The following is a 19894-nucleotide window of genomic DNA, read 5'->3' as shown; positions in this document are numbered from 1 at the left end:
GCTACTCCTGGCGGGATTTCTCGAAAGGTTTCACAAATGTGATTCTAGGCTCTTTCCATGGCCCTTCGACACGGTAGTGGACACTGGCAAAACGCGACACCCGGTCACCAATCAGCCGGTCGACCAGGAACAGCGCCCCGCCTACCGCTGGCGCGCCGACGATCAGCGCCGCCAGGGGCAGGTTGTTGGTCACTGGCAGGCTCACTTGCAGGTTGGCATCGACCCGGTCGTTCACCATGTCCAGCGTGCCATCCAGCTCGAAATTGCTCGACGGGCCGGTTACCGCGATCGGCTCGCGGGTCACGTAGACACCATCGCTGGCCACCAGCAGGCCTTTGACCCGGTCGTAGGCCAGGCCCTTGTCGAACAGGTCGGAGAAGTCCAGGCGCAGGCGTCGGCCGATCGAGTTGAAATTGAGCAGGCCGAATACCCGCAGCGCCTGGGCGCTGCCTTCGACCTCGACGAACTGGCCGGTGCGCAGCGCCGCGTCCATGCTGCCGGAGAAGCGCTTGAGACCGACGGCTGCCGGCGAACCTGGCCAGCGGCCATCCACATCCAGGCGGAATTCGCGGCTGGTCACGGTAGGGGCAAAGCCCCAGGCCTTGAGCACGTCTGCCAGGTTCTTGCCGTCCAGACGCCCCTTGTACCAGCTGCCGGTGCTGCCCGGTTCGCCTTCCCAGCCGCCACCACCGTTGATATGCAGGCCTTTGAAGGCCAGGTCGATATCACTGGCGGTCACGCCACGCGCGGTCGGCCGCAACTTGAGCGATGCGCTGCCGAACAGGTCGTCACCGCGGTACAGCTTGTCGATGTTCAGGTCCAGCGCCGGGACCTTGCGTGGGTCGAATGCAGCCAGCGGGTCCACGCCGTCTTCGGCCTGCTGCTCGGCAGCGCTGGCAGCCGGCAGGCGCAAGGTTTGCAGGCGCACCACCAGCGGCGCACCCTTGGCATCCGCAAGCCGGGCGTTGCCGATGACTTCCTTGCTGTCCACACGCAGGTCCCAGGCCGGACCGCCGCGGGCCAGGCGCACCACGGCCTGATTGAGGTCCATGCCGAACGCCTTCAACTGGCCGATGCTCAAGTCGACACCCTGCAGATTCTGCCGCGCGCTGCCGCCTGGGTCGTCGCCGCCCAGACGTGCAGCCTGATCTTGCCATGGCGCCAGGTCCAGCGTGTCCAGGCGACCGCGCACACGCAGGCCTTGGCCGCCAGGCAGCTGCGCATCGCCGCCGCCCAGCACAAGCTCGCCACGCCCCTGGGCCAGCTTGTCGGCCGGCGCCGCATAGGCAAAGCGGGCAAGGTCGGCGTACGCCGCATCGAAGCGCCGCTCCGGCCCTTGCAGTGTCATGCTGAACCGGCCGTCACGGGTTTCGGCAGCTGCCTTGCCGAACGGTGCCGGCAGGTCGATGGCGAGGCCCTTGAGGCTGGAGTTGACGCTCAGCCGGTTGTCGCGCCCCCCCAGGCTAAGCTGCAAGCGGTACGGCAACTCGCCGGAGGCCGGCAAGGCCTGCTTGAACTGCAGCCAGTCGGTCAGCGCCTTGAGCGACACCCGGCCACTGGCATTGATGCGCGACTGTATCTGCCCTGGCTGGCCTTCGGCGGTGATCTGCGCCGTCACCGGTTTGCCGAAAGCCTGCAGGCTGATGTCCTTGCCACTGAGGCCCTTGTCGAAATCGAAGCTGAAGTCGCCCTTCAGGTTGCTCAGCTCCAAGGTTGGTGGCGCCACTTTCAGCTGTGCATCGTGGGTGGCGAAGTCCACCTGCACTTTTGGCCGCTGCCCATGAGCCAGCGGGATGTCGAGCCTGACCTTGCCCTGGAGTGGCCCCTCGCCCTCCCAGCCGGCGAAAATCTCGCCCGTGCCGATAGGCGCTTCCTTGAGAATCTTCAGCCCATCGCCGAGGCTGCCGTCGAAGGCACCATCGAGGTACAGGTGGCTGGGCTGGCCCGCCTCGGCATGCGGTATATCGACGCTGACATCACTGACTTTGGTATCGAGCAGTACGCCACGCTGGGCCTTGATCCGTACCCCGCTGTCCTCGATCAGCACATCGCCATCCACGTGCTGCACCTGCGGCCAGCCGGGCTGGAAGTCCAGCGCCGCATCACGCACCTTGAAGAACAGGCTGATGCTGCGCGCTTCTGGCGCCGCGCCATGGTTCAGCGAACCCTGGTACTGGAAATAGCCTTCGTCCACCGTGCCTTTGACGATTGCACTGCGCAACCATTCATCGAGGGCCGGGCTGAGCACCTCGGGCAGGTACTTGGCGGTATAGCGGCCATCGCCTTCGGTCAGGCCGACACGCAGGTCCATGTAGTCCTCACGCCCCTCTTCGAACAGCAGGCGGATCAGGAAGTCGCCGGCGATCTTGCCTTCCTCGCCCAGTACCTTGAGGTACGGCGCGACCAGGGTGAAACCTTGCTGGTCCAGGGTCCAGGTCAGGCGTGCATTGGCCTTCTGGTAATGCCAGGGTTTGGCGAAGATCGGGTACAGATGCAGCATGAACGCGTCGGTGTCCAGGCGCAGTTCGCCATGGCCGAGGTCACCGCTGATGCTGCCGCTGACGTTACCGGCCGCCGGCGCATTGTGATAGGCGTCGAAGCCGACCTTCTCCAGGTTGGCTGCGAACTGCAGGCGCTGGTCGCCCTCGGCCTTGGGCCTGGCTTCCAGCCGCACGTTGCGCAATGCGCCAGTCACCTTGAGGCCATCGACCACCGCCATGAGCTTGTCCGGCAACGGCGCCAGGGCGTCGATCAAGGGAGTCAGCGGCGTCAGGTCGAGGCGGTCGGCCTGCAACTGCCAGCGCTCATCGGCAGCGCTCTCGCCAGGACGCTGCTGCAACTGCAGGTGCGACTCCCAACGGGTCTTGCCGATATCCATGGCCAGCGAATCGAGCACCACGTCGAAGCCTTGTTCGCGCCGCTGGAACCAGGCCCCCAGGGCAAGGTTGTGCAGTTTGACCGCCTTGCGCCCGGCATAGGCGCCCTGCAGCTCGGGGGCATTGAGGCGCACCACGGCCTGCTGCAACTGCCCTTGCTGCCAGTCGACCCAGAACTCGCCACCCGCCCGCAAGCTGTCGGCATGCCATTGGCCGAGCAGGCGTGGCGGCAGCCAACGTGCCCAGTCGCTCTGCGGCAAGCTGAGGTAGGCTTCGGCCTGGCCGTCGCGCCAGGCACTGGCCGAGGCGCGGCTGCGCAGGTTCAGCGCCAGGGGCTGGCCATCAGGCAAGGTCGCACGCAGCTCCAGTGACTGCCGCGAAGCACCGGCCTGCAGGCCGGCACTGACATAGGTGAGGGTCAATGGGTCGCGCTGCCAGGGGTGCAAGGTGACTTGGCTGTCGAACACATCAATGCGGCCCAGCTGACGCAGGCGCTGCAGCAGCTCGGCGGGGTCGAGCGGCGCATCGTCCTTCTTCGGCAGGCCTTCGAGGGCCCAGTTGCCTTGCTCGTTTTCACGCAGGATCAGTTGCAGGCCGCCCAGTTGTATGCGGGCCAGGCGTACTTCGCCTGTCGTCAGGCTGGCCCAGATGTCAGGCACCACCTTGACGTCATCCAGGCGCAGGGCCGTGGCGCCCTCGCCCAGTTGCAGGTCGCGCACCTGCAACACCGGCGCCAGGCCGCTCCAGCGGCCCTCGAGGGCACCGACGTGCACGGGCAAGCCCAGGGCTTTTTCGGCCTTGCTTTGCACATCGGCACGGTACTCGGCCACCAACGGCACCAGCTCGCGGCCGAGGCTGACATACAGCGCCACCAGCACTGCCAGCAGGGCGCAAATACCCACCCCCCAGCGGGTCAAGGCGACCAGAACGCGGTTCAGACGTCCCATGGCCATGGCCCTCCAGGTCGTTTATCCATGATCGACGGTGGCACCGGTTCCGCCAGCCCGGCCCACCCGCAGTGCATATCAGAAGGAGTCAGAGCAGCACCACATCGTATTGTTCCTGCGAATACATCGACTCGACCTGGAAGCGAATGGTTCGGCCGATGAAAGCCTCCAGCTCGGCCACGTTACCGGATTCTTCGTCCAGCAACCGGTCGACCACCTTCTGGTTGGCCAGCACCCGGTAGCCTTCGGCCTGGTAGGCCCGGGCCTCGCGCAGGATCTCGCGGAAAATCTCGTAGCAGATGGTTTCGGCGGTCTTCAGCTTGCCGCGGCCCTGGCAAGCCAGGCAGGGCTCGCACAGCACCTGCTCCAGGCTCTCGCGGGTACGCTTGCGGGTCATCTGCACCAGGCCCAGCTCGGTGATACCGATGATGTTGGTCTTGGCATGGTCGCGCTCGAGCTGCTTTTCCAGGGTGCGCAGCACCTGGCGCTGGTGCTCCTCGTCCTCCATGTCGATGAAGTCGATGATGATGATGCCGCCGATATTGCGCAGGCGCAGCTGCCGGGCGATGGCGGTGGCAGCCTCGAGGTTGGTCTTGAAGATGGTCTCTTCAAGGTTGCGATGGCCAACGAAGGCACCGGTGTTGACGTCGATGGTGGTCATCGCTTCGGCCGGGTCGACCACCAGGTAACCGCCGGACTTCAGTGGCACCTTGCGTTCCAGGGCGCGCTGGATTTCATCCTCGACGCCGTACAGGTCGAAGATCGGCCGCTCGCCCGGGTAGTGTTCGAGGCGGTCGGCGATTTCCGGCATCAGCTCGCCAACGAACTGCGTGGTCTTCTGGAACGTTTCCCGCGAGTCGATGCGGATCTTCTCGATCTTCGGGTTGACCAGGTCGCGCAAGGTCCGCAGGGCCAGGCCCAGGTCCTCGTAGATGACCATGGGCGCGCCGCAGGTCTTGATCTGCGTACCGATCTGCTCCCACAGGCGCCGCAGGTAGCGGATGTCCTGCAGGATCTCTTCAGCGCGCGCACCTTCGGCAGCGGTGCGCAGGATGAAGCCGCCGGCATCCTTGATGTTTTCGCTTTCCATGCAGTCGCTGACCACCTGCTTGAGGCGCTCACGCTCGGCTTCGTCTTCGATCTTCAGCGAAATACCGACATGGCTGCTGCGCGGCATGTACACCAGGTAGCGCGACGGGATCGACAGCTGGGTGGTCAGGCGCGCGCCCTTGGTACCGATCGGATCCTTGGTAACCTGCACCACCAGCGCCTGGCCTTCGTGCACCAGGGCGGTGATGTTCTCCACCGCCGAGCCTTCGCGCTGGGAAATTTCCGAAGCGTGGATGAACGCCGCACGTTCCAGGCCAATGTCGACGAACGCCGCCTGCATGCCTGGCAGCACGCGCACCACCTTGCCCTTGTAGATATTGCCGACGATGCCCCGGCGCTGGGTGCGCTCGACGTGTACTTCCTGCAGTACCCCGTTTTCCACCACCGCCACGCGTGACTCCATCGGGGTGATGTTGATCAGGATCTCTTCACTCATGGCAGGCTCTCGTCAAAGGTCTCTGGTAATGATGGACGGCGTATGCAGTGCTGGCTACCGCTGGTTTGTTACCTCTGGCGTATGCGCGGGAGATTGCCAACAGGCGATGCCGAACAAGCCAAGCAGTTGGGCCGTTTCACTGAGCGGCAGGCCGACCACCGCCGAGTAGCTGCCGGAAAGGCCGGTGACGAATACCGCACCCAGGCCCTGGATGGCATAGCCGCCAGCCTTGTCCAAGGGTTCGCCGCTGGCCCAGTAGCGTTGCGCTTCATCGGCGCTGATCGGGCGGAAACGCACCGTGCTGGTAACGCACACGCTGTGCATGTGCTGGCCATCGCCAACAGCGACTGCGGTCAGTACCTGGTGCTCGCGGCCCGACAGGCCGGCGAGCATGGCCAGGGCCTGTTCGCGATCTTCTGGCTTGCCGAGGATGCGACCATCGAGCACCACGGCGGTGTCCGCCCCGAGCACCACGGCCGGGCCTGCGATGCTGGCCAGGCCGGCGCCAGCCTTGGCCCTGGCCAGGCGCTCGACATAGGCCGGGGCGCCTTCGGCGGGTAGCGGGGTTTCATCGATCGGGGCATTGACGACGCTGAACGGCACGCCGATCTGGGTCAGCAGTTCACGACGACGGGGCGAGCCGGAGGCCAGGAATAGCGGGGTCATGCAGACATCTCCCTGTCAGGCGTGGCAGCCGTCAATTGATATGCAGGCGTCGGCGCAGGTCGCGCAGGGCGAAGCTGATCCACGGCCAGAGCAAGGCACTGATCACCGCCGACCAGACCAGTGCCAGGGTGGGCAGGCGATTGCCGGTCAGCGCGCTGAGCCACAGCTGGATCAACTGGGCGATACCAAAGATCACCAGGATCACCAGGCTCTGTTGCCACATCGGGAACATGCGCAGGCGCTGCTGCAAAGACAGCACCAGGAAGGTAATGAGGGTGAGGATCAGCGCATTCTGCCCGAGCAGGGTGCCATACAGCACGTCCTCGGCCAGGCCCAGTACGAACGCCGTGGTCATGCCGACCTTGCCCGGTACGGCGAGGGTCCAGAACGACACCAGCAAGGCCAGCCACATGGGCCGGAACACTTCCATGAACTGAGGCATGGGCGAGACGCTGAGCAGCAGGCCGAGGGCGAAAGTCAGCCAGATGACCCAGCCATTGTTGCGGCGCGATACAGCCATCATTGCCTCCGGTTGTGGGCAGGTGCGGCAGGCGTGGCAGGTGCGGCGGCCGCCGGTGCTGCAGGCTGCGCTGCCGGGGCCGCCGGGGTTGCCGGGTTGGCCGGGTTGGCCGGGTTGGCCGGCACGCTACCGGCGGCTGCCCCCGGCGCACCCGCGCTGGCCGGCTGGCCAGGCGCCGCAGAGCCCTTGCGGTCGGCTTCTTCCTGGGCGATGGCAGCTTCGGTGGCACGCTGCTCCGGGCTGCGCCGGTCACTGAACACCAGCAGCATGTAGCGGCTGCGGTTGAGCGCGGCAGTGGGAATGGCACGCACGATGGCGAACGGCTGGCCAGAATCGTGGATCACTTCGTTGACCGTGGCGACCGGGTAGCCCGCGGGGAACCGTTGGCCCATGCCGGAACTGACCAGCAGGTCGCCTTCCTTGATGTCGGCGGTGTCGGCCACATGGCGCAGCTCCAGGCGCTCAGGATTGCCCGTACCACTGGCGATCGCACGCAGGCCGTTGCGGTTGACCTGCACCGGGATGCTGTGGGTGGTATCGGTCAGCAACAGCACCCGCGAGGTGTAGGGCATCAATTCGACCACCTGGCCCATCAGGCCGCGCGCATCGAGCACCGGCTGGCCAAGGAACACGCCATCACGCTCGCCCTTGTTGATCAGGATGCGATGAGTGAAGGGATTGGGGTCGACCCCGATCAGCTCGGCCACTTCGACCTTTTCGTTGACCAGCGCCGACGAGTTGAGCAACTCGCGCAGGCGCACGTTCTGCTCGGTCAGGGCCGCCAGCTTCTGCAGGCGCCCCTGCAGCAGCAGGGCTTCGGTCTTGAGCTTTTCGTTTTCCGCGATCAGTTCGGTGCGGCTGCCGAACTGGCCGGCCACACCTTGCCAGGCACGCTGCGGCAGGTCGGTGATCCAGTACGACTCCATGAGTACTAGGCCCATCTGGCTGCGTACCGGCTTGAGCACGTCGAAGCGCGCGTCGACCACCATCAACGCGACCGACAGCACTACCAGAACGAGCAGGCGAACGCCCAGCGAAGGGCCCTTGGAGAAAAGCGGTTTAATGGGCCGTTCCTCGTGGACGACTCAGGAGGTCATTGGACATGGGACAACGCACCAGCCTGGTTGCGGGTTGATGGATACGGCGCCGCGAACAGGCGCCAGCCCAGCACATACAGGTAGCACTGTGCGTGCTACCTGTAAACCGGGCGCTCTTGAACAGCGAGCTAAATCACTCGCTGGAGAGCAGGTCCATCGCGTGCTTGTCCATCATTTCCAGGGCGCGACCGCCGCCACGGGCAACACAGGTCAGCGGGTCCTCGGCGACGATCACCGGCAGGCCGGTTTCCTGGGCCAGCAGCTTGTCCAGGTCGCGCAGCAGCGCGCCACCACCGGTCAGCACCAGGCCACGCTCGGCGATGTCCGAGGCCAGCTCGGGCGGCGACTGCTCCAGGGCGCTCTTGACTGCCTGGACGATGGTCGCCAGGGATTCCTGCAGCGCTTCGAGCACTTCGTTGGAATTCAGGGTGAAGGCACGCGGGACGCCTTCGGCCAGGTTGCGGCCACGGACATCGACTTCGCGTACTTCGCCGCCCGGGTAGGCGGTACCGATTTCCTGCTTGATGCGCTCGGCGGTGGATTCGCCGATCAGGCTGCCGTAGTTGCGGCGCACGTAGGTGACGATGGCTTCGTCGAAGCGGTCGCCGCCAACGCGCACGGATTCGGCATAGACCACGCCATTCAGCGAGATCAGCGCGATTTCGGTGGTACCGCCACCGATATCGACGACCATCGAGCCGCGGGCTTCTTCAACCGGCAGCCCGGCACCGATGGCAGCGGCCATCGGCTCTTCGATCAGGAACACTTCACGGGCACCGGCACCCAGGGCCGACTCGCGGATGGCGCGGCGCTCTACCTGGGTCGACTTGCACGGCACGCAGATCAGCACACGCGGGCTCGGCTGCAGGAAGCTGTTCTCGTGAACCTTGTTGATGAAATACTGCAACATTTTTTCGCAAACGCTGAAGTCGGCGATCACGCCGTCCTTCATCGGACGAATGGCAGCGATGTTGCCAGGCGTGCGGCCCAGCATGCGCTTGGCTTCGGTACCGACGGCGACGACGCTTTTCTGGTTGCCATGGGTACGGATGGCAACAACCGAGGGCTCATTCAGGACGATACCGCGCTCACGCACGTAAATAAGGGTGTTGGCAGTACCCAGGTCGATGGACAGATCGCTGGAAAACATGCCACGCAGTTTCTTGAACATGGGAAAGTGACCCTGGGGAAAGCGTGGGTAAAAAAGTGCGGCAAACTCTAACAATGGCAGGGATTTTGGGCAAGGAGCCAATATGTTAAATTGGCTGTTTTTCCGAGCAAGCCAGCAGATGATCGCGGCCGTTAGACCGTCAGAAAGCTGACATGTTCCTCACTGCGGACCCAAATTCCGTTCTTTGTTTCCCCTGGAGATCCCCATGGCGCTTGAACGCTGCGACGTGGAAAAGATCGCCCATCTGGCCCGTCTGGGGCTGAATGATGGCGAACTGCCACGAATTACCGACGCCCTCAACAGCATTCTCGGGCTGGTCGACCAGATGCAAGCGGTCGATACCACGGGCATCGAGCCCCTCGCCCACCCCCTGGAGGCCAGCCAGCGCCTGCGCCCCGACCAGGTCACCGAAAGCAACCAGCGCGACGCCTACCAGGCCATCGCGCCATCGACCGAAAGCGGTCTGTACCTGGTACCCAAAGTCATCGAGTAAGGGATAGAGCCTGCCATGCATCAACTGACCCTGGCCGAGATCGCCCGCGGACTCGCCGACAAGTCGTTTTCCTCCGAAGAGCTGACCGGCGCCCTGCTGGCGCGCATCAAGCAGCTCGACCCGCAGATCAACAGCTTCATCAGCGTCACCGAAGACCTGGCCCTGGGCCAGGCGCGGGCGGCCGACGCCCGTCGCGCCGCTGGCGAGACCGGTGCGCTGCTGGGTGCCCCGATCGCCCACAAGGACCTGTTCTGCACCAACGGCGTACGCACCAGTTGCGGCTCGAAGATGCTCGACAACTTCAAGGCGCCGTATGACGCCACCGTGGTGACCAAGCTGGCCGAAGCCGGCATGGTCACCCTGGGCAAGACCAACATGGACGAATTCGCCATGGGTTCGGCCAACGAGTCCAGCCACTACGGCGCGGTGAAGAACCCGTGGAACCTCGAGCACGTTCCGGGCGGCTCGTCGGGCGGTTCGGCCGCAGCCGTGGCCGCGCGCCTGCTGCCGGCCACCACCGGCACCGACACCGGCGGTTCGATCCGCCAGCCGGCGGCGCTGACCAACCTCACCGGCCTCAAGCCTACCTACGGTCGCGTATCGCGCTGGGGCATGATCGCCTACGCCTCCAGCCTCGACCAGGGCGGCCCGCTGGCACGCACCGCCGAAGACTGCGCCCTGCTGCTGCAAGGCATGGCCGGCTTCGACGCCAAGGATTCCACCAGCATCGAGGAACCGGTACCGGACTACAGCGCCAGCCTGAATGCCCCGCTGCAGGGCCTGCGCATCGGCCTGCCGAAGGAGTACTTCGGTGCCGGCCTCGACCCGCGCATTGCCGACCTGGTCCAGGCCAGCGTCAAGGAGCTGGAAAAGCTCGGCGCGGTGGTCAAGGAAATCAGCCTGCCGAACATGCAGCACGCCATTCCGGCCTACTACGTGATCGCCCCGGCTGAAGCCTCGTCCAACCTGTCGCGTTTCGACGGCGTGCGCTTCGGCTACCGCTGCGAAAACCCGAAAGACCTGACCGACCTGTACAAGCGTTCCCGTGGCGAAGGCTTCGGCATCGAAGTGCAGCGGCGCATCATGGTCGGTACCTATGCCCTGTCGGCTGGCTACTACGACGCCTACTACGTGAAGGCGCAGCAGATCCGCCGGTTGATCAAGAACGACTTCATGGCCGCGTTCAACGACGTCGACCTGATCCTCGGCCCGACCACGCCGAACCCGGCCTGGAAACTCGGCGCCAAGGGCAGCGACCCGGTCGCCGCGTACCTGGAAGACGTCTACACCATCACTGCCAACCTGGCAGGCCTGCCGGGCCTGTCGATGCCAGCCGGCTTCGTCGATGGCCTGCCGGTCGGCGTGCAACTGCTGGCGCCGTACTTCCAGGAAGGCCGCCTGCTCAATGTCGCGCACCGCTACCAGCAAGTGACCGACTGGCACACCCGCGCCCCCAACGGCTTCTGAGGAATTCACACATGCAATGGGAAGTTGTGATCGGGCTGGAAATCCACACTCAGCTCGCCACCCAGTCGAAGATCTTCTCCGGCAGCGCCACCACCTTCGGTTCCGAGCCGAACACCCAGGCCAGCCTGATTGACCTGGGCATGCCCGGCGTTCTACCGGTGCTGAACCAGGAAGCCGTGCGCATGGCGTGCATGTTCGGCCTGGCCATCGACGCCGAAATCGGCAAGCGCAACGTGTTCGCGCGCAAGAACTACTTCTACCCCGACCTGCCCAAGGGCTACCAGATCAGCCAAATGGACCTGCCGATCGTCGGCAAGGGCCACCTCGACATCGCCCTGGAAGACGGCACCATCAAGCGCATCGGGGTAACCCGCGCGCACCTCGAAGAAGATGCCGGCAAGAGCCTGCACGAAGACTTCAGCGGCTCCACCGGCATCGACCTCAACCGTGCCGGCACCCCGCTGCTGGAGATCGTTTCCGAGCCGGACATGCGCAGCGCCAAGGAAGCCGTGGCCTACGTCAAGGCAATCCACGCGCTGGTGCGTTACCTGGGCATCTGCGACGGCAACATGGCCGAAGGCTCGCTGCGTTGCGACTGCAACGTATCGATCCGGCCAAAAGGCCAGGCCGAGTTCGGCACCCGCTGCGAGATCAAGAACGTCAACTCGTTCCGCTTCATCGAGCGCGCGATCAACAGCGAGATCCAGCGCCAGATCGACCTGATCGAAGACGGCGGCAAGGTGGTGCAGGAAACCCGCCTGTACGACCCGAACAAGGACGAGACCCGTTCCATGCGCAGCAAGGAGGAAGCCAACGACTACCGTTACTTCCCCGACCCGGACCTGCTGCCGGTGGTGATCGAGGACAGCTTCCTGGAAACCGTCCGCGCCAGCCTGCCCGAGCTGCCGACACAAAAGGTCGAGCGCTTCCAGCAGCAGTACGGCCTGTCGGCCTACGATGCCAACGTGCTGGCATCCAGCCGCGAACAGGCAGATTACTTCGAAGAAGTGGTGAAGATCGGTGGCGATGCCAAGCTGGCCGCCAACTGGGTCATGGTCGAGCTGGGCAGCCTGCTGAACAAGCTGGGCATCGAGATCGACCAGGCGCCGGTCAGCGCCGCGCAACTGGGTGGCATGTTGCTGCGTATTCGCGACAACACCATCAGCGGCAAGATCGCCAAGACCGTGTTCGAAGCCATGGCCGCCGGTGAAGGTGACGCCGACAGCATCATCGACAGCAAAGGCCTCAAGCAGGTCACCGATACCGGCGCGATCGACAAGATGCTCGACGAAGTGCTGGCGGCCAACGCCGAGCAGGTCGAACAGTACCGCGCAGCCGACGAGGCCAAGCGCGGCAAGATGTTCGGCTTCTTCGTCGGCCAGGCGATGAAGGCTTCCAAAGGCAAGGCCAACCCCGGGCAGGTGAACCAATTGCTCAAGGCCAAGCTCGAAGGGTGATTTGAAAATGCGGCGAGGGCCCCGCCCTCGATCGCCGGCAAGCCAGCTGCACAGGTACAGCAGCGCTCTCAAGGGCTGTGGCTCCCTGTGCGAGCCGGCCTGCCGGCGATGGGCCGCACAGCGGCCCCAACTGCAGTATCGGAGCATCTGAATTGCTAAAACGATCCCTGAGCGCCCTCGCCCTCTATTCCCTGCTGGCCGGCTGCGCCAGCCATGACATCGACCCGCGCGGCTACGACCAGACGGGCACCGCCTCCTACTACGGCTCGCGCCACCACGGCAAACGCACCGCCAGCGGCGAACCGTTCAACCAGAACGGCCTCACCGCCGCCCACCGCAGCCTGCCCTTCGGCACCCGGGTACGGGTCACCAACACCGCCAACCAGCGCAGCGTGGTAGTGCGCATCAACGACCGTGGGCCACATACGCGTGGCCGCCTCATCGACCTGTCACGTGCCGCGGCGGAAAAAATCGGCATGATCCGTAGCGGAACCGCGCAGGTGCGAGTACAAGGGCTTAGCGACTGACGCGACAGGAGTCCGACCATTTTCGACCTGGCCACCCTTCCTACCTTCAGCCTTCTGCAACTGGGCATCGCCCTGCTGTTGCTGGTGGCTGGCGCCGAACTGCTGGTACGCGCAGCCTTGCGCCTGGCCCAGCGCCTGCATGTACGCCCGCTGATCATCGGCCTGAGCCTGGTGGCCTTCGGCAGCACCGCGCCGCAACTGACGGTGAGCCTGCAAGCCGCCTACCAGGGGGCACCGGACGTGGCAGTGGGCAGCGTGGTCGGCAGCAACATCTTCAATGTGCTGGTCATCCTCGGCCTGGCCGCGCTGATCATTCCGCTGCGCGTGTCACGGCAACTGGTGCGCCTGGACATTCCACTGATGATCGCCGCCAGCGGGCTGGTCTTCGGGCTAGCCGCCAACGGCCACCTGGGCCGCATCGAAGGGGCATTGCTGCTACTTGGCCTGGCCGGCTACCTGGCCACGCTGTGGCATCAGTCCCGCCACTATGCACGCACCTACCCTGCACCGACCACGCTCGTCACCAGCGCCGGGCGCTTCTGGTCGGGCACGCTGTTGCAGGTGCTGGCCGGGCTGGGCCTGCTGAGCCTGGCCGGCCATCTGCTGCTGGAAGCCGCGGTGGAAGTGGCCACCGACCTCGGCCTGTCCGAGCGCATCATCGGCCTGACCGTGGTCGCCATCTGCACCTCCCTGCCGGAACTGGCCGCCGCGCTGATCGCCGCACTGCGCGGGGAGCGGGAAATTGCCGTGGGTACGGTGATCGGCAGCAACCTGTTCAACCTGCTGGCCGTACTGGGCCTGACTGCACTGGTCACCCCGCAACCGCTGTCGATTTCACCCAACGCCCTGGCCTTCGACCTGCCAGTGATGCTTGGCGTTGCCGCGCTGAGCCTGCCAGTGTTCTATTCCGGCTACCGCATCACCCGCGCCGAAGGCCTGGTGTTCCTCTGCCTGTATCTGGCCTATGGGCTGCACGTGGCGGCGTTCACCATGGGCCTGCCGCTGGCCGGCCGCCTGGAGCGGCTGATGCTGTTCTACGTACTGCCAGTGCTCGCCGTGGTGTTGCTGTACACCACCGTGCGTGCCTGGCGCCGCCAACACTAAGGAAAACAACATGGCTGATAGCAACAAGAGCGGCGAGCAGATTCGCCGCCAGGTAATGGGCGACGCGTTCGTCGACCGCGCCCTGGGCAATGCCACCGACTTTACCCAGCCGCTGCAGGATTTCGTCAACGAACATGCCTGGGGCAGCGTGTGGGCGCGCGACGGCCTGCCGTTGAAAACCCGCAGCCTGATTACCCTGGCGACGCTGACGGCACTCAAGTGCCCGCAGGAACTCAAGGGGCATGTACGCGGGGCGTTGAACAATGGCTGTACGGTGGAGTAGATTCGTGAAGCGCTGCTGCATTGCGCGGTGTACGCCGGGGTGCCGGCGGCGATCGATGCGTTCCGGGCCGCGCAGGAAGTGATTGACAGCTATCAGGGCTGATTCAGCCTTTTTCAGGCCCGGCCTCTTCGCGGGCGCGCCCGCTCCCACAGGGACCCCACAGGCTCCGAAACCTGTGCAGTACCTGTGGGAGCGGGCGTGCCCGCGAAGAGGCCAGACCTGCCTTGCCTACTTGGCCTGGCGCGCCTTCTTCAGCTTGAAGGCCACCCACAGCGCAGCAATCCACGCTGGAATCAGCATCACCGAAATGCGAATCGGCGGGGTCAGGTACATCACCACCAGGATCAACACGATAAACGCCAGGCACAGGTAGTTGGTCAACGGGTGCCCCCAGCTCTTGTAGAACGGCATGATCCCGGCCGCCAGCTTGGCCTTGCGGAATTTCAGGTGGGTAATGCTGATGCTCGCCCAGTTGATCACCAGCGCCGAGACCGCCAGCGCCATCAGCAACCCGAACGCTTCACCTGGCATCAGGTAGTTGATCAGCACACACAGCCCGGTCGCCAGCGCCGACACGCCCAGCGCGGTCAGCGGCACGCCGCTGCGGCTGACCTTCAGCAACTGCCGCGGCGCGTCGCCCTGGCTGGCCAGGCCGAACAGCATGCGGCTGTTGGCGTATACACAGCTGTTGTACACCGACAGCGCGGCCGTCAGCACCACGATGTTGAGGATGGTCGCCACCAGGTCACTGTCCAGTTCGTGGAAGATCATCACGAACGGACTGCCGCCCTGCACCACCTTCTGCCACGGGTACAGCGACAGCAGCACCGCCAGGGCACCGATGTAGAAGATGAGGATGCGGTACACCACCTGGTTGGTGGCCTTGGGGATGCTCTGGCGCGGGTTGTCGGCCTCGGCGGCAGTGATACCCACCAGTTCCAGGCCGCCGAACGAGAACATGATCACCGCCAATGCCATCACCAGGCCGGTGACACCGTTGGGGAAGAAGCCGCCGTACTGCCACAGGTTGGCCACGCTGGCATCCGGGCCGCCATGGCCGCTGGCCAGCAACCAGGCGCCGAAACCGATCATGCTGACGATGGCCACCACCTTGACCAGGGCGAACCAGAATTCCATCTCGCCATAGACCTTCACCTGGGTCAGGTTGATCAGGTTGATCACCACGAAGAAGATCGCTGCCGTCGCCCAGGTGGGGAAGCCCGGCCACCAGTACTGCACATAGATACCCACCGCGGTGAGTTCGGCCATGCCGACCAGCACGTACACCACCCAGTAGTTCCAGCCCGAGACGAAACCGGCGAACTCGCTCCAGTACTGGTGCGCGAAGTGGCTGAAGCTGCCGGCCACCGGCTCCTCCACCACCATTTCGCCAAGTTGGCGCATGATCAGGAAGGCCATCAGACCGGCGATGGCATAGCCCAGCAGCACGGAGGGGCCGGCCAGCTGGATGGTTTGGGCGATACCCAGGAACAAACCGGTGCCGATAGCCCCACCCAGCGCAATCAGCTGGATATGGCGATTCTTCAGCCCGCGCTGCAACCGCTCGGGCGTGCTCTGGTCTTGCATGAAGTGTCCTTTAGCTCAGTGAGGCAGTGTTGTTGTGTTATTTGCAGTGAAGGATCTAGATCCATCCGCCCCACTGCAAGATGAAAATACCAATATTGGTGGTAATTGCCGCCATCAGCGTGGTAACCACGATGATTGACGCCGCCAGCTCATGGTTACCGTTGGCTGCCCGCGCCATCACGTAGCTGGCTGCTGCGGTCGGGCTGCCGATGTAGAGGAACAGGATGCCCAGTTCGGCACCGCGAAAGCCGCACAGCCAGGCGCCCAAGGTGCCGACCAGCGGCAGCCAGACCATCTTCACCAGGCTGGCGTCGATGGCCAGCCTGCCGCTGTCGCGCAACGCCGCCAGCGACAGGGTGCCACCGATGCAGATCAATGCCAGCGGCAGGGTCATCTGCGCCAGATAGTCGCCCGAAGTGAGCAGCCAGTTGGGCAGCGGCACCTGGCCGTAGGCCATCGGCGTGGCCACCAGTACGCTGATGATCAACGGGTTGCTGAAGATGCTCTTGCAGATGCTCCATGGGTCGGACTTCAGGTCCGGGCTGTACACCGCCAGCACCACCGCCGACAGCGAGTTGTACAGCAGGATCACCAGGCCGGCGAGCACCGCGCCCAGGGAAATACCGTAGTCACCGTACAGGCTGGCGGCCAGGGCCAGGCCGATCACACCGTTGTTGCCACGGAATGCGCCTTGGGTGTAGATGCCCCGGTCCGCTTCGGGGCAGCGCCAGATGGCCAGCCCCCAGGCGATGGCGAAGCCGACCAGGGTGGCGGCGATGAAATACAGCAGGACCCCGGGCTTGACCGCAGCGCCCAGGTCGGCGTGGTAGATGCCGAGAAACAGCAGCGCCGGCATGCATACGTTGAATACCAGCTGCGAGGCGACGCGGTTGAAATTGTCATCGATCAGACGGATGCGTTTGAGCAGCACACCCATGAACAGCATGGCGAAGACCGGTGCCGTGATGTTCAGCGTCTGGATAAGAAGGGCGAGCATGCGCAAGCGATCCTGGAGGAGTTGCCGTTAGGCGGCTAATGATACGCCAACGGCCGGGACTTGCGGGGATCGCGGGGTAATACAGAGAAATCTCTTTCAGTACCAGCCTCTTCGCGGGCTTGCCCGCTCCCACAGGTATTCCACAAGCCCAAGACCTGTGCAGTACCTGTGGGAGCGGCGCGCCCGCGAAAGGGCCGGTACAAGCCCGGCAGGAATCAGCGCCGCACCGGGCGCTTCTGCAGTTTGCGCTGCAAGGTCCGGCGGTGCATGCCGAGCGCCCGCGCAGTGGCCGAGATATTGCCTTCGTGCTCGTTCAGCACACGCTGGATGTGCTCCCACTGCAGGCGGTCGACCGACATCGGGTTTTCCGGCACCAGGGTATCCAGGTCGGTGTGTTCCGACAGCAGCGCCGCCAGCACGTCATCGGCATCGGCCGGTTTGCACAGGTAGTTGCAGGCGCCACGCTTGACCGCCTCCACGGCGGTGGCAATGCTCGAGTAGCCAGTCAGGATCACCACGCGCATTTCCGGGTCCAGTTCCAGCAGCTTGGGCAGCAGCACCAGGCCAGAGTCGCCGTCCATCTTGAGGTCCAGCGTGGCGTAGTCCGGCAGGTCCTGCTGGGCCAGCAGCAAGCCTTCCTCGGCCGAGCTGGCAGTGCTTACGCGGAACCCGCGGCGGCTCATGGCACGGGCCATGACCCGGGTGAAGGTGGCATCGTCATCCACCAGCAGCAGGTGCGGAAGCTCTTCGCTTTCGACCTGGTTTTCTTCGCTCATCATTCATCTCCTCGCTTGCCATGGGGCAGGCGCAGTTCGGTCAGGGTGCCACCCTGTTCATGACTATAGAGTTTCACCGAACCGCCCGCACGGGTCACGCTGGCCTTGCTCAAGAACAGGCCCAGGCCGAAGCCTTTGCCTTTGGTGGTAATGAAGGGCTTGCCGATGGCTTCGGCAATGGCCGGCGGCACGCCGGGGCCATGGTCGCGGATACTGATGACGATGTCCTGGGCATCCCAGTCCAGGCGCACTTCAAGGTCATCGGGGCAGGCATCGGCAGCATTGTTCAACAGGTTCAGCAGCGCCTGGGTCAGGTCGGGTGGCGGGGTCAGGCGCGGTACCTGGCCGTCGCGCAGGCGCTGGAAGCGGTAGCTGGCCTCCGGACGCATCAGGTGCCAGCGGTTGAGCGCTTCGTCGAGCCAGGCCGTCACGTCCTGCTCCACCACCGCCAGGCGGCGATTGGCCTCGGCGGCGCGCACCAGTTGCTGCAGGGTCTCCTTGCACAGCTTCACCTGGTCCTGGAGGATCTGCAGGTCTTCCTGTAGCAGCGGGTCGGCGTGGTCCTGGCGCATTTCGTTGAGCAACACGCTCATGGTCGCCAACGGCGTGCCCAGCTCATGGGCGGCGCCGGCAGCCTGGGTGGCCACGGCCAGCAGCTGCTCGTCGCGCAGGCTTTCTTCGCGCCGCTCGGAGCGCAACTGCTCCTGGCGACGCAGCTCTTCGGCCATGCGTGCGGCAAAGAAGGTGATCACGGCAGCGGCCAGGGCGATGCTCAGCCACATGCCATAGACCTGCATCTTGTCCCGCGCCATCGGCAAGCCTTCGAGCGGGTAGAACTGCACCAGCAGCAAGCTGTAGGCGGTCAGCGCGATGCCGGAAAGGATCAGCGAATACAGCCACGGCAAGGTCACCGCAGCAATCGCCAGCGGCACCAGGTAATACGACACGAACGGGTTGGTCGAACCGCCGGAGTAGTACAGCAAGGCACTGTGGATCAGCAGGTCACAGGCCAGCTGCAGGGCGTATTCCAGCTCGGTGACCGGCAACGACAGGCGCAGGCGCAGGGCCGTGAAAGCACACAGCAGCGATGACAAGGCCAAGGTGCCCGCCAGCGACAGCCAGGGCAGCGGCAGCAGTTCGGTCCAGTAGGCGACGCCTACGGAGCCGGCCTGGGCAGCCAGGACCAGGACCCGAATGACGGTCAGGCGCCAGAGGTTCTGGCGGGTAGCGGACAGCGGTTGTACGGCGGCGAGCATGAGCTCTCCTGATGAGTGCTCCAGAAAATCGGCTGGAGTATACCGAAGCCTGGCGCCGCGCTGCAGTGATGCGGCAAAGCGCCACACTTTGTCACAAGTCCATGATGGCACTTTTGAACCCACTACACTGTTGCCGGTCTGATGGCCCATGCGTGGAATGGATGGCCAAAGCCCACGCCTTTTATTGCCAAGGAGTATCCCACATGCAAAACCCTCGTCGCGGCGCCGCGCTGATCCTGTCCTGCGGCCTGCTCGCCAGCCTGCCGGCGCTGGCTGCCGATGAACCGCGCTACAACCAGGTATCGCTGCGTGCTGAAGTCAGCAAGGAAGTGGCGCGCGACCTGATGGTGGTGACCCTCTACAGCGAAGCGCAGAACACCGACCCGGGCAAGCTCGCCCAGCAGATCACCGAAACCATGAACAAGGCCGTCAAGCAGGCGCGCCAGGTCAAGGACGTGAAGATCAGCCAGGGCAGCCGCAACAGCTACCCGGTGTATGACAGCAAGGGGCAGAAGATCACCGGCTGGCGCGAGCGCGCCGAGCTGCGCCTGGAAAGCGCCAACTTCCCGGCCCTGTCGCAATTGACCGCCGACCTGCTGCAGGAACTGAAGATGGGCGGCATGGACTTCTCCATTGCCCCGGCCACGCGCAAGGCCAGTGAGGATGCGCTGCTCAAGGATGCGGTGGATGCCTTCAAGGCACGCGCGCAACTGGCCACCGAGGCGCTGGGCGGCAAGGGCTACAAGGTAGTCAGCCTGAACCTCAACAGCAGTGGTTACCCCCACCCCTACATGCGCAGCGCGCCAATGCCGATGAAGGCGATGGCAGCCGATGAAGCGGCGCCGGCACCGGATATCGAGGCTGGCACCAGCGAAGTCAGCATGAATGCCGATGGCCTGATCGAAGTGCAAATGCCCTGATCCAACCCATGGGAGCGGGCGAGCCCGCTCCTTGAAGAGCGCGTCAACCTCAAGCTTTTCAGAACACTCCTACGCACCATTCAGGTGCTTCCTACAGCTTTCCCCGCCCCGAAATATCCCGCAAAAAGCCATCATTCTGCCCTCGCAAACGTTCAACTTCGCGAAAAGTTACACCAATGCGACATCCATGTACGGCCGTACCAC

Annotated in this window: 16 protein-coding genes and 1 pseudogene; 7 read left to right on the top strand and 10 right to left on the bottom strand. The window is 64.5% G+C overall.

Translation table 11 applies throughout. The features are described 5' to 3' along the window. Nucleotide 1 precedes the first annotated feature (1 nt). The 6 genes from ACJA3S_RS04675 to mreB all read right to left on the bottom strand — a co-directional run bounded on the left by ACJA3S_RS04675 (nt 2) and on the right by mreB (nt 8823). Complete coding sequence (locus ACJA3S_RS04675) at nt 2-3829, bottom strand: YhdP family protein (RefSeq protein ID WP_406820986.1); 3828 nt, start codon at nt 3827-3829, stop codon at nt 2-4. A gap of 82 nt (nt 3830-3911) precedes the next feature. Then, nucleotides 3912-5369 (bottom strand): ribonuclease G, encoded by a 1458-nt coding sequence (gene rng, locus ACJA3S_RS04670; RefSeq protein WP_186686217.1) that lies wholly within the window; start codon nt 5367-5369, stop codon nt 3912-3914. 54 nt (nt 5370-5423) lie between these two features. Then, on the bottom strand, nt 5424-6035 hold the full coding sequence (locus ACJA3S_RS04665) for a Maf family protein (protein WP_406820985.1): 612 nt from the start codon (nt 6033-6035) through the stop codon (nt 5424-5426). A 31-nt stretch (nt 6036-6066) separates the two neighbouring features. Further along, nucleotides 6067-6555: a rod shape-determining protein MreD gene (gene mreD / locus ACJA3S_RS04660; protein ID WP_170028395.1), complete on the bottom strand. Its 489-nt coding sequence runs from the start codon at nt 6553-6555 to the stop codon at nt 6067-6069. Next, the gene (mreC, locus tag ACJA3S_RS04655) at nt 6555-7589 is read right to left on the bottom strand and encodes a rod shape-determining protein MreC (protein WP_406822204.1); all 1035 of its coding nucleotides are present in this window, start codon (nt 7587-7589) and stop codon (nt 6555-6557) included. Before mreC ends, mreD begins: the two co-directional genes overlap by 1 nt. A 196-nt stretch (nt 7590-7785) precedes the next feature. Continuing rightward, entirely contained in the window at nt 7786-8823 is a 1038-nt protein-coding gene (gene mreB / locus ACJA3S_RS04650) for a rod shape-determining protein MreB (RefSeq protein ID WP_003255163.1), read from the bottom strand. A 205-nt stretch (nt 8824-9028) separates the two neighbouring features. Between mreB and gatC the strand changes: the two genes are divergently transcribed. The 6 genes and pseudogenes from gatC to ACJA3S_RS04620 all read left to right on the top strand — a co-directional run bounded on the left by gatC (nt 9029) and on the right by ACJA3S_RS04620 (nt 14256). Continuing rightward, the gene (gatC, locus tag ACJA3S_RS04645; RefSeq protein ID WP_003255165.1) at nt 9029-9316 is read left to right on the top strand and encodes an Asp-tRNA(Asn)/Glu-tRNA(Gln) amidotransferase subunit GatC; all 288 of its coding nucleotides are present in this window, start codon (nt 9029-9031) and stop codon (nt 9314-9316) included. A gap of 15 nt (nt 9317-9331) precedes the next feature. Further along, nucleotides 9332-10783, top strand: a complete 1452-nt coding sequence (gene gatA, locus ACJA3S_RS04640; protein ID WP_406820984.1) for an Asp-tRNA(Asn)/Glu-tRNA(Gln) amidotransferase subunit GatA — start codon at nt 9332-9334, stop codon at nt 10781-10783. Between the two features lie 11 nt (nt 10784-10794). Next, nucleotides 10795-12240: an Asp-tRNA(Asn)/Glu-tRNA(Gln) amidotransferase subunit GatB gene (gene gatB, locus ACJA3S_RS04635; RefSeq protein WP_170028393.1), complete on the top strand. Its 1446-nt coding sequence runs from the start codon at nt 10795-10797 to the stop codon at nt 12238-12240. A 152-nt stretch (nt 12241-12392) separates the two neighbouring features. Then, nucleotides 12393-12767 carry a septal ring lytic transglycosylase RlpA family protein gene (locus ACJA3S_RS04630; RefSeq protein WP_406820983.1) on the top strand — a complete coding sequence of 125 codons (375 nt, stop codon included), beginning with the start codon at nt 12393-12395 and terminating at the stop codon, nt 12765-12767. 60 nt (nt 12768-12827) lie between these two features. Continuing rightward, nucleotides 12828-13871, top strand: coding sequence for a calcium/sodium antiporter (locus ACJA3S_RS04625; protein WP_406822203.1), 1044 nt, complete (start codon nt 12828-12830; stop codon nt 13869-13871). Nucleotides 13872-13881: 10 nt separating this feature from the next. Further along, a pseudogene (locus ACJA3S_RS04620) lies at nt 13882-14256 on the top strand (carboxymuconolactone decarboxylase family protein). A gap of 126 nt (nt 14257-14382) precedes the next feature. On the opposite strand, the gene ACJA3S_RS04615 reads toward ACJA3S_RS04620, so the two are convergent. The 4 genes from ACJA3S_RS04615 to ACJA3S_RS04600 form a co-directional block, all read right to left on the bottom strand. Beyond that, complete coding sequence (locus ACJA3S_RS04615; RefSeq protein WP_406820982.1) at nt 14383-15741, bottom strand: amino acid permease; 1359 nt, start codon at nt 15739-15741, stop codon at nt 14383-14385. Nucleotides 15742-15796: 55 nt separating this feature from the next. Then, nucleotides 15797-16738 (bottom strand): AEC family transporter, encoded by a 942-nt coding sequence (locus ACJA3S_RS04610; protein WP_406820981.1) that lies wholly within the window; start codon nt 16736-16738, stop codon nt 15797-15799. A gap of 215 nt (nt 16739-16953) precedes the next feature. After that, nucleotides 16954-17514, bottom strand: a complete 561-nt coding sequence (locus tag ACJA3S_RS04605) for a response regulator transcription factor (RefSeq protein ID WP_186673416.1) — start codon at nt 17512-17514, stop codon at nt 16954-16956. Further along, nucleotides 17514-18770, bottom strand: coding sequence for an ATP-binding protein (locus ACJA3S_RS04600; RefSeq protein WP_406820980.1), 1257 nt, complete (start codon nt 18768-18770; stop codon nt 17514-17516). Before ACJA3S_RS04600 ends, ACJA3S_RS04605 begins: the two co-directional genes overlap by 1 nt. Before the next feature lie 203 nt (nt 18771-18973). Here ACJA3S_RS04600 and ACJA3S_RS04595 point away from each other — a divergent pair, with 203 nt between their 5' ends. Beyond that, nucleotides 18974-19690: an SIMPL domain-containing protein gene (locus tag ACJA3S_RS04595; RefSeq protein WP_186686228.1), complete on the top strand. Its 717-nt coding sequence runs from the start codon at nt 18974-18976 to the stop codon at nt 19688-19690. Nucleotides 19691-19894 lie beyond the last annotated feature (204 nt).

Origin of the sequence: Pseudomonas sp. KnCO4 (assembly GCF_045344305.1) — a bacterium.
GTDB classification, from domain to species: domain Bacteria; phylum Pseudomonadota; class Gammaproteobacteria; order Pseudomonadales; family Pseudomonadaceae; genus Aquipseudomonas; species Aquipseudomonas anuradhapurensis.
This window is presented reverse-complemented; position numbering and strand designations above follow the sequence as displayed.

Coding starts and splice junctions, on each gene's coding strand:
- ACJA3S_RS04675 (WP_406820986.1), bottom strand. CDS start 3,829: ATGGCCATGGGACGTCTGAACCGCGTTCTGGTCGCCTTGACCCGCTGG.
- rng (WP_186686217.1), bottom strand. CDS start 5,369: ATGAGTGAAGAGATCCTGATCAACATCACCCCGATGGAGTCACGCGTG.
- ACJA3S_RS04665 (WP_406820985.1), bottom strand. CDS start 6,035: ATGACCCCGCTATTCCTGGCCTCCGGCTCGCCCCGTCGTCGTGAACTG.
- mreD (WP_170028395.1), bottom strand. CDS start 6,555: ATGGCTGTATCGCGCCGCAACAATGGCTGGGTCATCTGGCTGACTTTC.
- mreB (WP_003255163.1), bottom strand. CDS start 8,823: ATGTTCAAGAAACTGCGTGGCATGTTTTCCAGCGATCTGTCCATCGAC.
- gatC (WP_003255165.1), top strand. CDS start 9,029: ATGGCGCTTGAACGCTGCGACGTGGAAAAGATCGCCCATCTGGCCCGT.
- gatA (WP_406820984.1), top strand. CDS start 9,332: ATGCATCAACTGACCCTGGCCGAGATCGCCCGCGGACTCGCCGACAAG.
- gatB (WP_170028393.1), top strand. CDS start 10,795: ATGCAATGGGAAGTTGTGATCGGGCTGGAAATCCACACTCAGCTCGCC.
- ACJA3S_RS04615 (WP_406820982.1), bottom strand. CDS start 15,741: ATGCAAGACCAGAGCACGCCCGAGCGGTTGCAGCGCGGGCTGAAGAAT.
- ACJA3S_RS04610 (WP_406820981.1), bottom strand. CDS start 16,738: ATGCTCGCCCTTCTTATCCAGACGCTGAACATCACGGCACCGGTCTTC.
- ACJA3S_RS04605 (WP_186673416.1), bottom strand. CDS start 17,514: ATGAGCGAAGAAAACCAGGTCGAAAGCGAAGAGCTTCCGCACCTGCTG.
- ACJA3S_RS04600 (WP_406820980.1), bottom strand. CDS start 18,770: ATGCTCGCCGCCGTACAACCGCTGTCCGCTACCCGCCAGAACCTCTGG.
- ACJA3S_RS04595 (WP_186686228.1), top strand. CDS start 18,974: ATGCAAAACCCTCGTCGCGGCGCCGCGCTGATCCTGTCCTGCGGCCTG.